Below are 15,399 nucleotides of genomic sequence, written 5' to 3'. Positions count from 1 at the left end.
GCACACCTGCAGCCGACATAGGATTCACAGCATGGCTCTCACCTTTTCCGATGTCGCCAAGGCCGACTACGTCCTGCTGACCACGTTCACCAAGGACGGCAGGCCGAAGCCGACCGCCATCTGGGCCGTCCCCGACGGTGACCGCCTGCTGGTCATCACCCAGGCGAAGTCCTGGAAGGTCAAGCGGATTCGCAACACCCCGCGGGTGACGGTGGCGGTGTGTGACCGCAGCGGCAACCCCAAGAGCGAGGAGGTGGAGGCCACCGCCGCGATCCTGGAGCAGTCCGCGGTGGGCCGCGTCTATGACGGCATCGGCCGCCGCTACGGACTGATCGGCAAGGTGTTCAACGTGTTCTCGAAATTGCGCGGCGGTATGAAGAACAATGTCGCGCTGGAGCTGCGCGCGGCCGCCTGACATGACCGGAAGTTATCCCGCGCCCTCGCGACAGACCAGGCACAAGGACATCGGGCGGCTGTTGTTGCGCTGCCCGGACCGCTCCGGTGTGATCGCCGCGGTGTCGACGTTCCTGACCGAGGCCGGGGCCAACATCATCTCGCTGGACCAGCACTCCACCGAGCCCGAGGGCGGAGTCTTCTTGCAGCGCACGGTGTTCCATCTCCCGGGCCTGGCCGCCGCGGGCGGTGAACTGGAACGCGAGTTCGCCGCCAGGATCGCGCCGGCCTTCGACATCGAGTACCGGTTCACCGACGCCGCCAAGCCGAAACGGGTCGCGATCCTGGCCTCCACCGCCGATCACTGTCTGCTGGACCTGCTGTGGCGCAACCGCCGCGGGGAACTGGACATGTCGGTGGTCATGGTGATCGCCAACCATCCCGACCTGGCCGAGCAGGTCCGCCCGTTCGGCGTCCCGTTCGTGCACATCCCGGCCACCCGCGACACCCGGGCCGAGGCGGAGGCGCGCCAACTCGAACTGCTGCGCGGCAACGTCGATCTGGTGGTGCTGGCCCGCTACATGCAGATCGTCACCCCCGAGTTCCTGGACGCCGTCGGCGCCCCGCTGATCAACATCCACCACTCCTTCCTGCCCGCCTTCATCGGCGCGAACACCTATCGCCGCGCCAAGGAACGCGGGGTGAAACTGGTCGGGGCCACGGCGCACTACGTCACCGAGAACCTCGACGAGGGACCGATCATCGAACAGGATGTGGTGCGCATCGACCACACCCACACCGTCGAGGACCTGGTACGGCTGGGTGCCGACGTGGAGCGCGCGGTGCTGTCCCGGGCGGTGCTGTGGCATTGCCAGGACCGGATCGTCCGGCACGACAACGAGACCGTGGTCTTCTGACGCACGGGCTGACGTCAGGAACCCGCTGCGCGTGCCGGTCGTTGTCCTGACATGGCAAAGCGGTTGTTCCTGATCTACCTGCTGGTCGAGCTGGCGGTGCTGGTCGCCCTGGTGTCCACCATCGGCTTCGGCTGGACGGTGCTCGCGGTGCTCGCCACCTTCATGGTCGGCCTGATCCTGGCCGGCTCGCAGGTCGCGCGCCACCTCCGGCGGCTGCAGGCGGCGCTGAACTCCCGGTCGTCCTCGTCCGAGCTGGCCACCGACAGTGCCCTTGTCGCGCTGGGGGCGATCCTGGTGGTCGTCCCGGGCCTGGCCAGTTCGGTGCTGGGCGCCCTCCTGCTGATGCCGCCGACCCGGCGCATCGCCCGCCCGGTCGCCGTCGCACTGGTCGGTAGGGGACTGGCCAACGCCGCACCGCTGCGGGTGACCTACATGACGACCGGGATGGCCGGTCCGCAGCGCCGGCCCGTCGACTACGTGGAAGGCGAGGTGATCGACGTCGTCGACGTCGAGGCGAGCGGAGCGACGGGGAATCGGTACGAACCGACGGTGCTGGAGCGCCGCGGCACCACGGGCGATTAACCTGTCACCTTCGTGACCACTCTGCTGATCAACGGTCGGGTCCACAGCCCGGCCGCGCCCGACGCCACCGCCATCGCATTCAGCGACGGCCCCGCGGCCGCGGTCGTGTGGCTGGGCGCCGATGACACCGCCCGCTCGGAGTTTCCCGACGCCGAGGTCATCGACCTGGACGGCGCGTTCGTGGCCCCGGCGTTCGTGGACAGCCACGTCCACCTGACCGCCACCGGGCTCAGCCTGACCGGGCTGGACCTGCGGCACGCGACCTCCCGCGAGCAATGCCTGACGCTGGTGGCCGAGCACGCCCGCCGCCAACCCGACGGCATCATCTGGGGTTCGGGCTGGGACGAGTCGGGGTGGCCCGATCCGACCCCGCCGTCCACCGCCGACCTCGACCGCATCCTCGGCGGGCGGCCCGCCTACCTGACCCGGATCGACGTGCACTCGGCCGCGGCGTCGAGCGCACTGCGCGCCGCGGCCCCCGGCCTCACCGAGGCGGCCGGCTTCGATCCGCAACGCCCGCTGACCGCCGACGCCCATCACCGCGCCCGCGCCGCGGCACGCGACCTGCTCACCGCGGAGCAGCGCCGGGCCGCACAGCTGGCCGCTCTCGATGCCGCGGCCCGGCACGGCATCGTCGCGGTGCACGAGTGCGGCGGCCCCGACATCGGCGGTCTGGACGACTGGCGGGCGTTGCACGCACTCGAGCACGGGGTCGAGGTCACCGGCTACTGGGGTGAGGCCGTGCAGACCGCCGCGCAGGCCCACGCGCTGATCGGTGAGACCGGCGCGGCCGGGCTGGCCGGGGACCTGTTCGTCGACGGGGCGCTGGGGTCGCGCACCGCCTGGCTGCACGAGCCCTATGCCGACGCCCCGCACAGTTGCGGCAACACCTACCTGGACGGTGAGGCCATCACCGCCCATCTGCTGGCCTGCACCGAGGCCGGCGTCACCGCCGGGTTCCACGTGATCGGCGATGCCGCCGTGGGGGCGGTCACCGATGCGCTGCGGGTCGTGGTGGACACCTTCGGCGGCCCGGCGGTGGCCCGCTGCGGCCACCGGCTGGAGCACCTGGAGATGGTGTCACCCGAACAGGCCGCCGACCTCGGCGCCTGGGGGGTGATCGGCAGCGTGCAACCGAATTTCGACGCGTACTGGGGCGGCCCGGACGGGATGTATGCGCAGCGTCTCGGGGTTTCCCGGGCCGCGGCGCTCAATCCGTTCGCGCTGTTAGCATCCCAAGGCGTGCCCCTCGCCTTCGGCTCGGACAGCCCGGTCACCGGGCTGAACCCGTGGGCAGGCGTGCGCGCCGCCGTCCACCACCGCACCCCGGGCAGCGGAGTGTCGGCGCGGGCCGCGTTCTCGGCGGCCACCCGCGGCGCCTGGCGGGCCGGCGGTAAGCGCGACGGGATGACCGGCACCCTGGTCCCCGGCGCCCCCGCCTCGTACGCGATCTGGGACGCCGGCGAACTCGCGGTGGCCACCCCGGCGGCCGAGAAGGCCGAACGCTGGTCCACCGATCCGCGCTCCCGGGTGCCTGCGCTGCCGCAGTTGACCGACGGCGCGGAGTTACCGCGCTGCCTGCGCTCGGTCCATCGCGGCACCGTCCTCTTCGAGGACCGGTGAGCCATGGCTGACGTCGACGCCCCCGACGCCGACGCCGACGCCCGGGTGCCCGACCCGGAAGCCGCCCCCGACGGCCGGGCCGTCCGATTCCTGCGCGCCACCGGGCGGGCGCTGTCGGTCCGGCTGACCCGGCTGGCCGCATCGCTGGCCGGCGGCGCACTGATGTACCTCAGCTTCCCGCCCGTCGGCTGGTGGTGGACGGCGTTCCCGTCGCTGGCACTGCTGGGCTGGGTGCTGACCCGCAACCAGACCACCCGGGCCGGCGGTTTCGGATACGGCCTGCTGTTCGGGCTGGCCTTCTATCTGCCGCTGTTGCCCTGGATCGGTGGCCTGGTCGGCACCGGCCCGTGGCTGGCGTTGGCGCTGCTGCAGGCGTTGTTCCCGGCGGTGTTCGGGTTGCTGGCGGTGCTGGTCCGCGGCCTGCCCGGCTGGCCGGTGTGGTTCGCCACGGAGTGGGTCGTCGCGGAGTGGCTCAAATCGAGCATCCCGTTCGGCGGGTTCCCGTGGGGGGCGGTCGCATTCGGGCAGGCGGACGGGCCGCTGCTGCCGCTGGCCCAGTTCGGTGGTGCACCGCTGGTATCGGCCGCGGTGGCGCTGGTCGGTTTCAGCCTGACCGCGCTCGTGCTGGAGGTCGTGCTGTGGTGGCGGCGCACACATCCCGGCGCCGGATCGGACGCCGCACGACCGGAGGCGGTGCTGCCCGGGGTGTGCATCTGCGTGGTGTTGCTCGCCACCGCGCTGGTGTGGCCGGGGGTCCGCCAGGCCGGGGTCGGCGCCGGCGAGCACCCGTCGGTGACGGTGGCCGCCGTCCAGGGCAATGTGCCGCGGCTGGGGCTGGACTTCAACGCCCAACGCCGGGCGGTGCTGGACAACCACGTCACCGAGACGCTGCGGCTGGCGGAGGATGTGCGGGCCGGCCGGGTCCCCCAACCGATGGTGGTGATCTGGCCGGAGAACGCGTCTGACATCGACCCGCTGCGCAACACCGATGCCGCCGCCTCGATCTCGGAGGCGGCCCGCGCCATCCGGGCGCCGATCCTGGTGGGGACCGTGCTGGCCGCGCCCGGCTACACCCGGTCTTCCCCGGTAGCCACGAACACGGTGCTGGTCTGGGATCCGGAGACCGGCCCGCAGGACCGGCACGACAAGCGCATCGTGCAGCCGTTCGGCGAGTATCTGCCGTGGCGCAGCTTCTTCAAACGGTTTTCCTCCTATGCGGACCGGGCCGGCTATTTCCAGCCCGGCGACGGTAGCGGTGTCGTGCAGGCGGCGGGCATCCCGATCGGCGTGGCCACCTGCTGGGAGGTGATCTTCGACCGGGCGGTCCGCGACTCGGTGCGCAACGGCGCGCAGCTGTTGGCGGTGCCGACGAACAATGCGACCTTCGACGCCGCGATGAGCGCCCAGCAGCTGGCGTTCGCCCGGCTGCGAGCCGTCGAGCACGACCGGTACGTGGTGGTCGCGGGAACCACCGGGATCAGCGCGGTGATCGCGCCGGACGGGCATGCCCTCTCGAGCACGGAGTTCTTCGAGCCGGCGTACCTGGACAACGCGGTGCGGCTGAAATCGAACATCACCCTCGCCACGGATTGGGGTCCGGTGGTGCAGTGGGTGCTGGTGGGATTCGGCCTCGCCGCTGTGATCGGCGCCATGCTGCACAATGGGAGGTTCGTGCGCGTACGCAAGAGAGCCCGAACGCGCACCCGAGGCGGCTCGCCGGACGAGCGCACAGAACATGAACAGCCCGGTGAGGGCAGTGAGGACGAGGGAACAGCATGAGCGATCAGGTGTCGCCCAGCCGGCGCACGCTGGTGATCATCCCTACCTACAACGAACGGGAAAACCTGCCGCTCATCGTGGGGCGGGTCCATGCTGCGCTGCCGGACGTGCACATCCTCGTCGTCGACGACGGCAGCCCGGATGGCACCGGCCAGCTCGCCGACGAGCTCGCCCTGGCCGACCCCGACCGTATCCACGTCATGCACCGGGTCAGCAAGGACGGTCTGGGTGCGGCCTATCTGGCCGGCTTCGACTGGGGGCTGAGCCGCGAGTACACCGTGCTGGTCGAGATGGACGCCGACGGTAGCCACGCCCCGGAGGAACTGCCCCGCCTGCTGGCGGCGGTGGACGGCGGCGCGGACCTGGCCATCGGCTCGCGGTACGTGCCCGGTGGCACCGTGCGTAACTGGCCGTGGCGTCGGCTGGCCCTGTCCCGGACCGCGAACACCTACTCCCGGGTGCTGCTCGGGGTCGACATCAACGACATCACCGCCGGCTACCGCGCCTACCGGCGCGAGGTGCTGGAGAAGATCGACCTGTCCGCGGTGGACTCCAAGGGCTACTGCTTCCAGATCGACCTGACCTGGCGGGCCATCAACGCCGGGTTCACGGTGGTCGAGGTGCCGATCACGTTCTCCGAACGCGAGTTGGGCGTGTCCAAGATGAGCGGATCGAACATCCGCGAGGCGATGTTCAAGGTCGCTGAGTGGGGTCTGCGGGGGCGGCTGGACCGGGCCAGGGGAGTCAGCACGAGGCCCTGAACGCCGCGAGCGTGCGTGTCTGCGGCCGACACTCCGGGTGTCGGCGCGCGATCACGCACGCTCGGGATATTCGGTCGGGCGGTGTCAGCCGCGCCGGCGGGTCTTGATGATGTCGAGGCGCTCCTTCAGCAGCTCCTCGAGCTCTTCCACCGAGCGCCGCTCCAGCAGCATGTCCCAGTGGGTGCGCGGGGGCTTGACCTTCTTCGGCTCGGGGACGTCGCCGTCGATCAGCGTGCCCTCCATGCCGTTCTTGCACGGCCAGGTGCCGGGGATCTCGGCGTCGTCGGCGAACGGCACTTCGAACTCTTCGCCGTTATCGGTGCGGTAGCGCGCCACCTGGCGGGGCGCCAGGTCATGGTTGCGGTCGGTCTCGTAGCTCACGGCGCCGAGCCGGCTGCCCCTCAGAACACGATCAGCCATCGTCAACTTCCCTTCAAAACGCGCATTTCAGTCCGGATTGTCAACGCAGCGGTCCCACGCCGAGTTCCCGACTCAATCCACCAGGATACGGCAGATGCCGGGTACCTCCGGCCCGGCGGTCTACAGTCGGCGCGTGACTTCCGCAACGCCCGGTACATCCGCTGCGCGAAGGCGCAACCGGCCCCAGCCGTGCCGATGGTGCGGCCGCGAGGTGCCCGACGCCGGACTGGGCCGGCGACGCCAGTATTGCCGCCAATCCTGCCGTCAACGCGCCTATGAACAACGCGCCCAGGTCAAGGGCACCTCGGTGGCCCCGGATGCGGTGGTGCTCACCGCGGAGGAGGCCGCCGACCTGTCCGATCGGCTGTACCAGGTGCGCTGCGCGGCCGAGGACGTGTCGACCGCCGCGGAGGAGGGCGTCGTCGGCGCCGAGTTGCGGCAGTTGTGCGAGGCGCTGCTGGCGGCGGCCAAGGCCGCCGACGGCTGGCGCTGACACTGCGCCTCAGCAGGACAGCCGGACCCCGATCCCGGGCGGCGCAGCCGACTCGGTCAGGCAACCGAAACCGTCGACGCCGTCGGCGCCCATCCGGATCGCGGAGCGTTGGGCGTAGTTCACGCACACCACCGCATCGGTGTCCGCCCGGCAACGGTAGTCGCCGAACGCCAGCGAGGAGTCGGCGCTCAGCGCCGGTCCTTCGCCGTCGACGAACGGGCCGGGATCGCCGCGCTCGGATCCGATTTCCACGGCTTTGCCGTCGAAGTCGACCCAGTTGCCCTTCCACACGGTGAACACGTCGGCGGGCCGGGGCGGGGGATCGTCGAGGTCCACCAGACAGGCCAGCGCGCCATCCCGGTATTTCGGCGTGCTGATGCAGTTGACGGTGTCGGTGCTGAACGCGACACCGCCGTCGAGATCCGTGCCGGTGCCGTCGCGGGTGACGGTGCCGAAATCCTCCGGCGCGGCCGGTGCGCCGTCCTCGATCCAGGAGATGACCGCACCGATGTCGGCGCCGGCCCTGAGCTCACCGGACGGTCGTGTCGTCGGGGTCGTGGTGGCGGGCGTGCTGGTGCCGGCGGTGGTGCTCGGTGGCGCGACAGACAGGGGAGTGCGCGCGGTCGAGTGGTCGGAATCCAATGTCTGCGAGCAGCCCACCACCAGCGCAGATGTCATCACCAACAGCAGCAACCGCATTCGGCCAGGGTAGCGGGCCGCGACGCGGGGTCGCCAAGACGCGGCAAACCGCGCGATCTTCGCTAACGTCGGCGATATGCACGAACACACCGTCCGGGTCCGCATCGACACCGGAACCATCGAGGGATTCACCCGTAACGGGGTGCATCGCTGGCGGTCGATCCCGTACGCCAAACCGCCGGTGGGCGCCCTGCGCTACCGTGCGCCGGTTCCCGCCGAACCCTGGCCCGGGGTGCGGTACTGCCACGGATTCACCTACTGCGCACCGCAGGACAAGATGTACACGCTGCTCAGGGTCGGCAGGTACCAGCCGATGAGCGAGGACTGCCTGACCCTCAACGTGGTAGCCCCGGAGCACCCAGACGACGACGGCCCACTGCCGGTGATGTTCTTCATCCACGGCGGCGGCTACATCCTGGGCAGTTCGGCCACCCCGGTGTACGACGGGGTGGCGCTGGCGCGGCGCGGATGTGTGTTCGTATCGGTCAACTACCGGCTGGGCGCGCTGGGCTGTCTGGATCTGTCGGCGCTGTCCACCCCCGAGCACCCGATCGACGACAACCTCTTCCTCGCCGATCTGGTTTTGGCGTTGAAGTGGGTGCGGGAGAACATCGCGGTGTTCGGCGGCGACCCGGACAACGTCACCATCTTCGGGGAGAGCGCCGGAGCGCACGCGGTGGCGACCCTGCTCGCCGTGCCTGCTGCGGGTGGGCTTTTCGCGCAGGCTATCTCGCAGAGCCCGGCCAGCGGGATGCAGAGCGGCCCGGACACCGCCGCGGCGTTCGCCGAACAGTTCGCCGGGGTGCTGGGGGCGTCCAAGCGGGACGGCGCCGCGGCCGTAATGTCCGCGCGCCCGGCCGAATTGGTCGCCGCCCTGCGGGAGCTGGTGATCCGCGGCGGCCGGGACATGCCCGGCGCCTTCCCCGTCGGACCGACCTGGGGCACCGAGATGTTGCCGCAGGACCCGGTCGAGGCCATGCGCGCGGGCAATGCGCACCGGGTGCCGTTGATCGTCGGCACCAACGCCGACGAGGGCAAGTTGTTCACCCGCTTCCTGAAGCTGCTGCCCACCAACGAGGCCAGCATCGAGGCGCTGCTGGCCGCCGCCGGCCCGGAGACCCGGGATCGGATCGTGTCGGCCTATCCGGGCTACCCGAGCAAGGCGGCCTGTATCCGGCTGGGCGGAGACTTCACCTTCGGCACCGCCGCGTGGGACATCTCCCATGCACACAGCGCCTACGCACCGACCTACGCCTACCGCTACGACTACGCGCCCCGGATCCTGGACATGTCGGGCATGGGCGCCACCCACGCCACCGAGTTGCTCGCCGTCTTCGGCATCTACCGCACCCGGCTCGGAGGGTTGCTCACCGCCGCCGGCGACCGCGCCTCGGCGCGCCGGGTCAGCCGCGAGGTGCAGACCCGGTGGGGTGAGTTCAGCCGCACCGGCAGCCCCGGTGAGGGTTGGCCGCGCTATGACGAGAGCATGCGCGCGGTGCTGGTGTTCGACCGGCAGACCCGGCTGCATTACGACCCCGACGCCGACCGCCGCCGGGCGTGGCACGGGTTCACCCTGGCCGCGCAGTAGCGGCTTGCCCGAACGGCTGCGCCACCGCCCCCGTTGTGGTTGTTTGGTTCGATGGTGCACCCGCTGGATCCCCTCGGCCCCGACGAATTCACCGCTGTCACTGAGATCCTGGGCCGTGAGCACGGCGTCGGAGACGGCTGGCGGTACGCCTCCATCGAGATGGCGGAGCCGGACAAGCGCGCACTGGCCGACTTCGAGGCGGGCGGCGCGGCCCCGCCGCGCCGGGCGATCGTGGTGTGCCTGGACCGTGCGGCCAACGCCACCTACAAGAGTGTGGTGTCACTGACCGACGGCCGCGCCGAATCGTTCGAGCATCTTGCGGGTGTCCAGCCCAACTTCACCGTCGACGAGTTCCTCGAGTGCGACCAGATGCTGCGCAGTCACCCGGACTTCCTGGCCGCGCTGGCGGCCCGCGGCATCACCGATGTCGACATGGTCTTCGTGGACACCTGGACCTACGGCGACGCGGTCATCCCCGACGAGTTCCGCGGCCGGCGGCTCGGCTGGTCGGACACCTGGCTCAAGGACGGGCCGGGGATGAACCCGTACGCGCATCTGGTCAGCGGACTGCACTGTGTCATCGATCTCAACAGCATGGAACTGCTGCGTGTCGAGGACACCGGGAACATCGAAATCCCTTCCGTGATGGGCGAATACGTGCCTCGACACGTCCCCGAGCGGATTCGCGCGGCATCGCGCCGGGAGCCGCTCAAACCGCTGCACATCACCCAGCCCGACGGTCCGTCCTTCACCCTGGACGGCAACCTGCTGCGCTGGCAGAACTGGTCGCTGCGGGTGGGGTTCAACTACCGCGAAGGGATGACACTGCACACCGTCCGGTACCGGGACGGCGACCGAGAACGCTCGGTCGCGCACCGGTTGTCGTTCGCCGAGATGGTGGTGCCCTACCGCGACTCGTCGGTCGATCATTACCGTCGCACGGCATTCGACATCGGGGAGTGGGGACTGGGTTTCATGACCCAGTCTCTGGAACTGGGCTGCGACTGCCTGGGCGAGATCCGCTATCTGGATGCGGTCCTGCACAACAGCAAGGGGCAGCCGTACACGATCGCCAACGCGATCTGCATCCACGAGGAAGACGGCGCGGTGCTGTGGAAGCACGTCGACCACGACTCGGGGGCCGAGGTACGCCGGATCCGCAGGCTCACTGTGTCATTCCACGTCACCGTGGCCAATTACGAGTACCTGGTGTACTGGCGGTTGTATCAGGACGGCAACATCGAGTGCGAGGTACGGGCCACCGGCATCATGGTCACCACGCCGCTGGCGGCCGGACAGTCCAACCCCAATGGCACCCTGGTCGACGAGCGCACCTACGCACCGTTTCATCAGCACTTCCTGGTGGCACGTCTCGACCTCGATGTGGACGGGACCGACAACACCGTCTACATGTCCGAGTCCTTCGCCGAACCGACTGGGCCGGACAACCCGTACGGACTGTCGCTGGTGAGCCGCAATGTGGCGCTGCGCACCGAACAGGACGGCAAGCAGGACGTCGACTTCTCCACCCAGCGGGGCTGGAAGGTGGTCAACACCAACGTCGTCAACGGTCTGGGCACCCACCCGTCCTACAAGCTGGTGCCCACCGGTGCGCTGCCGGCGATGTTCGACCCCGATTCTCCGGTGTTGCGCCGCGCCAACGTCATCGGCCATACGCTGTGGGTCACGCCGAACCATCCCGAGGAACGCTGGCCTGCGGGGGAATTCGTCAACCAGTCGGTAGCTGACACCGGGCTGGGCGAATGGACGAAGGCGAATCGCTCCATCGAGAACACCGATGTGGTGTTGTGGTACGTCTTCGGCATCCACCACATCACCCGACCGGAGGACTGGCCGGTCATGCCGGTGGACGTGGTGTCGTTCTGGCTGAAACCGTTCGGGTTCTTCGACCGCAATCCGGCGCTCGACGTGCCTGCCACCCCCAAGGAGTGTCACAGCTAGTTGACACCTGTCATGTGTGATCGGTGCCACTGCTAGGTTGCCTCTGTGGACCTCACCCTGATCGAACGCCCCACCGACCTGACCAACGCCTGGCTGACCGCCGCACTGGAGGCCGGCACGGTGACCGGACACCGGTTCGAGCGCATCGGCACCGGCCAGATGAGCGAGTGCTACCGGGTCGCACTGAGCTACGCCGACGGCGAGAGCGGACCGCCGACGGTGGTGCTCAAGGTCGCCGCCGCCGACCCGAACAGCCGGGGCACCGGGCTCGCACTGGGCCTCTACGAGCGCGAGGTGAAGTTCTACGCGGAGATCGCGCCACGTTTGGTCCGGGGCGAGCGAAGCGACGGGAATTATCACAGTCCCTTCGCGCCCTGCTACCACCACGCCTACGACCCGGAGACCGGGGCGTTCGACCTGCTACTCGGTGACGCCGCGCCGGCGGTGGTCGGTGACGAGATCCGCGGCGCCACACCGGAACAGGCGCTGCTCGCGCTGTCGCAGCTGGGCCGGGTGCACGGTCCGTTGCTCGGTGACGATGCGCTGGCCGACGCGGCGTGGTTGAACCGGGAGGCGCCGGTGAATCAGGCGCTGCTGGCGGGGCTGTGGGCCGGGTTCTCCGAGCGCTTCGGCGACCGGATCGCCCCGGAGCACCGGCAGGTGTGCGAGCGGCTGGTGGAGGTGTTCGACGAGTACCTCGCCGATGAGGCTGCCACGGTGCAGGGGTTGGTGCACGGCGACTACCGGCTGGACAACATGCTGTTCGGCGAGGCGGGAGCGGATCGTGCGCTGACAGTGGTGGATTGGCAGACGGTCAGCCGCGGCTCGGCGCTGATCGACGTCGCCTATTTCATCGGCTGCGCGCTGCCCGACGAGGTGCGCCGGGAGCATTACGACGCGTTGCTGCGCGCCTACCACGAGGCGCTGGGCGAGACGTCGCCACTGTCCCTGGACGACGTCCGCGCCGGGGTGCGCCGGGCCGGCTTCTTCGGGGTGATGATGGCCATCGTGTCCTCGATGCTGGTCGAGCAGACCGAACGCGGCGACGCCATGTTCATGACGATGCTGGCCCGGCACTGCGCGCACGTACTGGACACCGATGCGCTGGCGCTGCTGCCCGCCGCGGCGGCGCCCGAACCGTTGACCCCGGATCCGGCCGACGAGGGTCCGCACGCGCACACCGACGAGGAACTGTGGAATGAGAGCTGGTACTTCGACTTCGTCGATGCCGCACAGGGTTTGGGCGGTTGGGTGCGGCTCGGCCTGATCCCCAACCAGCAGCGGTCCTGGATCAACGCGTTGCTGTGCGGACCGGGTATGCCCACGGTGGCGGTCAACGATCTGGCCGCTCCGCTGCCGGCGGACCCGGCCAGGGTGCGCACCGAACAGATCGACCTGGGGCTGTCCGCCACCGTGCCGCTGCAGCGCTACCGGGTGACCCTGACCGCCCGGGGCCAGGCCTACGACGATCCGGCCGGGCTGCTCCGTGGCGAGTCGGGGCGGCCGGTGGAGGTGGGACTCGATCTGGAGTTCACCTCGGTGAGCACGCCGTACCGGTACCGGATCACCCCGCGCTACGAGATCGCCTGCTCGGTGACGGGGACGGCCACCGTGGACGGCCGTCAGTACCCGCTCAACGCGGTGCCCGGTCAACGCGATCACTCCTGGGGCGTGCGGGACTGGTGGGCCATGGAGTGGACGTGGAGTGCGCTGCACCTCGATGACGGCACCCACCTGCACGGGGTGGACATCCGCATCCCCGGTGTGCCGCCGATCGGGATCGGTTACCTCCAGCAGGAGGGGCAGCCGCTGGTCGAGCTCACCGCGGTCACCGCGGAAAACGCCTTCGCCGCCGACGATCTGCCGGCCGCGGCCGCGCTGACGATGGCGCCCGTCGAGGTTCGGGTGGACACCACTGAGATCCTGGGACACGCGCCGGTGCTGCTCACCTCCATCGACGGCCGGGTCAGCCGGTTTCCCCGGGCCTGGGCGAAGGTCAGCACCGCCGACGGCCGTACCGGTGTCGGCTGGCTGGAGTGGAACCGCAACTAGCCGGCTCCCCTCCTTTCTCGGCGAGTGTGCGTGTCTGCGGGGGACACGCCGCACGCCTACCCGATTTCACGCACGCTCACGGCAGGCTGGTGCGCGTGATGGTGCTCAAGTCGACCTTGCTGTTCGTCCTCGCCGCGGTCCTGGAGATCGGGGGAGCCTGGCTGGTGTGGCAGGGAGTGCGCGAACACCGGGGCTGGCTGTTCGCGGGTGCGGGCGTGATCGCGCTCGGCGCATACGGTTTCGTCGCCGCGTTCCAGCCGGACGCGAACTTCGGCAGGGTGCTCGCCGCGTACGGCGGTGTCTTCGTGGCCGGTTCGCTGATCTGGGGCATGGTCGCCGACGGGTTCCGACCGGACCGCTGGGACATCTCCGGCGCACTGGTCTGCCTGCTGGGGGTGGCGCTGATCATGTACGCACCCCGGTAGCCGGGGATCGTTCAGCGGCGGTCGTTGTCCAGGTCGCTGCGGTCCAGGCCCATCGGGGTGCTCGCCGGGACGTCACCCGCCGCCACCACCAACCGGGTCAGCGGGGTGAGCGTGCCGAACAGGGTGTCCAGGTCCGCGTCGTCGAGCTCGTCGAACGCGGACAGCGCCAGTCGATCTGTGGCCTCCTCGATCTCCGCTTTGAGCGCGGCCCCGGCGGGGGTGAGCGCCCCGGCACCGTCGAGCAGGCCGCGGTCGGCAAGTTCGGCGACATGGCGCTGCCACTGTTCCTCGTCGTAGTCGCGGCTGCGCATGATCATCTCCCGGGGCACCCGGTCGGCGGCCGCATGCAGGACGTTGGATTGGCGGCCACTGATCCCGAACACGTTGAGTGCGGCGATGTGTCCGTCGCCGCGCTGCTCCCGCAGCAGGGTGCTGGCGTGCCACAGCCGGGCGAGCGGCTCATCCGGCCAGGGCAGGGCCAGGTTCGCGGCGAACAGGGGCCGGCCCTCGGCCGGGACGTTGCGCGCCGCCCGGGCCAGCAGTTCGGCCGCGGTGGCGATCGCGTCGGTGTCGGTGAACCCGTAGCGGCGCAGGGCGGCCACCGCGGAGTCCTCCCGAACCCGCAGGACGGTGTCCGGGGCGGCGATCTCCCAGGCCGCGGGCAGTGCCTTGGCGACGCGCCACGGCGCGAAGTTGTAGAACACCGCCGAGACCACTTCAGGCGCCACCGCCCCCAGCGGCGCGGACCGCGCGGCGAAATAGCCCATCCAGAATCCGCGGTAGCCCAGGTCGTCGAGGGCGCTGCGCGCCTCGGGCGCGAAATAGGTCACCGCGTGCACGGGCTCGAGCCGGTCGAAGAGGCGACGGGCAATGGATGTGGGTCGGCTCATGCCGACAGTCAATCACTGTCGCCGTCGTCGGCGACCGCCGAGGCGGCCTCGTCGATGATCGACCGCATGGCGCGCTCGGCGCCGTCTGCGTCACGCAGCCGGATGGCCCGGGCCACCTCGTCGTGCAGGGCGATGGCGGCCGGGTTGGGCGCGGCGGGCATCATCCCGTGATGAGTGCGGCCGGTGAGCACCTCGGCCACCACCGCGTAGAGCGCCCGGAACATCTCGTTGCCGCTGGCTTCCAGCAGCGTGCGGTGAAAGATCTTGTCCGCCTGTAGGTATGACTCCAGATCCCCGGAGCGTCCGTGCATCACCATGTCCGACACGGCCGCGGCCATGATGCGGCATTGGTGGGGGTCGGCCCGCCGGGCCGCCAATGCCGCCGCAGCAGGCTCGAATCCACGGCGCAGTTCGGAGAGCGAGACGAGTTGGGCGGCGCGATCTCCGGAATCCAATCGCCAGCGGATCAGCCTGGGATCGAAGACATTCCACTTATCGGATGGCTGGATGGTGATGCCCACCCGACGCCGCGAGGCCACCATGCCCATGGACTCCAGGACGCGCACGGCCTCGCGCGCGACGCTGCGGGAGACGTCGTGCTCGGCGCTGACGTGCTCCAGGTTTATCACCTGCCCGGCGGGGTACCTGCCCGACACCACGGCGGTGCCCAGCGCGGTCAGCACGTTCTCGTGCAGTGCGCTGACATTGGGCGTGGATGACACGGATACATCCTGTCATAGCTCGTCGCCACCACATATGAGCAGATTTTTTCGTGATCTGCTTGCAATAATATGACGATTGATGCACGCTATGTG

15 protein-coding genes are annotated in these 15,399 nt (G+C 69.8%); 11 read left to right on the top strand and 4 right to left on the bottom strand.

The window, feature by feature from the left end; translation table 11 throughout:
* Positions 1-31: 31 nt before the first annotated feature.
* From V4U86_RS13745 to V4U86_RS13720, 6 genes are read left to right on the top strand one after another with little or no spacing between them, the layout of a single operon-like run.
* Positions 32-415, top strand: coding sequence for a PPOX class F420-dependent oxidoreductase (locus V4U86_RS13745; RefSeq protein WP_395311742.1), 384 nt, complete (start codon positions 32-34; stop codon positions 413-415).
* A gap of 1 nt (position 416) precedes the next feature.
* Positions 417-1,310, top strand: coding sequence for a formyltetrahydrofolate deformylase (gene purU / locus V4U86_RS13740; protein WP_395311741.1), 894 nt, complete (start codon positions 417-419; stop codon positions 1,308-1,310).
* A 51-nt stretch (positions 1,311-1,361) separates the two neighbouring features.
* Positions 1,362-1,892, top strand: coding sequence for an FxsA family protein (locus V4U86_RS13735; protein ID WP_395311740.1), 531 nt, complete (start codon positions 1,362-1,364; stop codon positions 1,890-1,892).
* A 12-nt stretch (positions 1,893-1,904) separates the two neighbouring features.
* A complete protein-coding gene (locus tag V4U86_RS13730) occupies positions 1,905-3,515 on the top strand; it encodes an amidohydrolase (protein ID WP_395311739.1) in 1,611 nt (536 codons plus the stop codon).
* A gap of 3 nt (positions 3,516-3,518) precedes the next feature.
* The gene (gene lnt / locus V4U86_RS13725) at positions 3,519-5,294 is read left to right on the top strand and encodes an apolipoprotein N-acyltransferase (protein ID WP_395311738.1); all 1,776 of its coding nucleotides are present in this window, start codon (positions 3,519-3,521) and stop codon (positions 5,292-5,294) included.
* Positions 5,291-6,055 (top strand): polyprenol monophosphomannose synthase, encoded by a 765-nt coding sequence (locus tag V4U86_RS13720; protein WP_395311737.1) that lies wholly within the window; start codon positions 5,291-5,293, stop codon positions 6,053-6,055. Before lnt ends, V4U86_RS13720 begins: the two co-directional genes overlap by 4 nt.
* Positions 6,056-6,139: 84 nt before the next feature.
* On the opposite strand, the gene V4U86_RS13715 is transcribed toward V4U86_RS13720, so the two are convergent.
* Positions 6,140-6,475 (bottom strand): RNA polymerase-binding protein RbpA, encoded by a 336-nt coding sequence (locus V4U86_RS13715; RefSeq protein ID WP_073855077.1) that lies wholly within the window; start codon positions 6,473-6,475, stop codon positions 6,140-6,142.
* Positions 6,476-6,608: 133 nt separating this feature from the next.
* On the opposite strand from V4U86_RS13715, the gene V4U86_RS13710 reads away from it, so the two are divergent.
* A complete protein-coding gene (locus V4U86_RS13710) occupies positions 6,609-6,968 on the top strand; it encodes a hypothetical protein (RefSeq protein ID WP_395311736.1) in 360 nt (119 codons plus the stop codon).
* A gap of 9 nt (positions 6,969-6,977) precedes the next feature.
* On the opposite strand, the gene V4U86_RS13705 is transcribed toward V4U86_RS13710, so the two are convergent.
* Positions 6,978-7,667: a hypothetical protein gene (locus V4U86_RS13705; RefSeq protein WP_395311735.1), complete on the bottom strand. Its 690-nt coding sequence runs from the start codon at positions 7,665-7,667 to the stop codon at positions 6,978-6,980.
* A gap of 76 nt (positions 7,668-7,743) precedes the next feature.
* Between V4U86_RS13705 and V4U86_RS13700 the strand changes: the two genes are divergently transcribed.
* The 4 genes from V4U86_RS13700 to V4U86_RS13685 all read left to right on the top strand — a co-directional run bounded on the left by V4U86_RS13700 (position 7,744) and on the right by V4U86_RS13685 (position 13,694).
* Positions 7,744-9,255: a carboxylesterase/lipase family protein gene (locus V4U86_RS13700; protein ID WP_395311734.1), complete on the top strand. Its 1,512-nt coding sequence runs from the start codon at positions 7,744-7,746 to the stop codon at positions 9,253-9,255.
* 51 nt (positions 9,256-9,306) lie between these two features.
* The gene (locus tag V4U86_RS13695; RefSeq protein ID WP_395311733.1) at positions 9,307-11,217 is read left to right on the top strand and encodes a primary-amine oxidase; all 1,911 of its coding nucleotides are present in this window, start codon (positions 9,307-9,309) and stop codon (positions 11,215-11,217) included.
* 45 nt (positions 11,218-11,262) lie between these two features.
* Positions 11,263-13,269 (top strand): phosphotransferase, encoded by a 2,007-nt coding sequence (locus V4U86_RS13690; RefSeq protein ID WP_395311732.1) that lies wholly within the window; start codon positions 11,263-11,265, stop codon positions 13,267-13,269.
* Between the two features lie 98 nt (positions 13,270-13,367).
* Complete coding sequence (locus tag V4U86_RS13685) at positions 13,368-13,694, top strand: YnfA family protein (protein ID WP_395312038.1); 327 nt, start codon at positions 13,368-13,370, stop codon at positions 13,692-13,694.
* A gap of 11 nt (positions 13,695-13,705) precedes the next feature.
* On the opposite strand, the gene V4U86_RS13680 is transcribed toward V4U86_RS13685, so the two are convergent.
* Both V4U86_RS13680 and V4U86_RS13675 read right to left on the bottom strand, forming a co-directional pair.
* The gene (locus V4U86_RS13680) at positions 13,706-14,584 is read right to left on the bottom strand and encodes an SCO6745 family protein (RefSeq protein ID WP_395311731.1); all 879 of its coding nucleotides are present in this window, start codon (positions 14,582-14,584) and stop codon (positions 13,706-13,708) included.
* An 8-nt stretch (positions 14,585-14,592) separates the two neighbouring features.
* A complete protein-coding gene (locus V4U86_RS13675) occupies positions 14,593-15,306 on the bottom strand; it encodes a FadR/GntR family transcriptional regulator (RefSeq protein ID WP_395311730.1) in 714 nt (237 codons plus the stop codon).
* Positions 15,307-15,399 lie beyond the last annotated feature (93 nt).

The organism is Mycobacterium sp. AMU20-3851, from assembly GCF_043974665.1.
GTDB lineage: Bacteria > Actinomycetota > Actinomycetes > Mycobacteriales > Mycobacteriaceae > Mycobacterium.
Note: the sequence above shows the minus strand (reverse complement) of the source record. Positions and strands in the feature narration are given on the sequence as shown.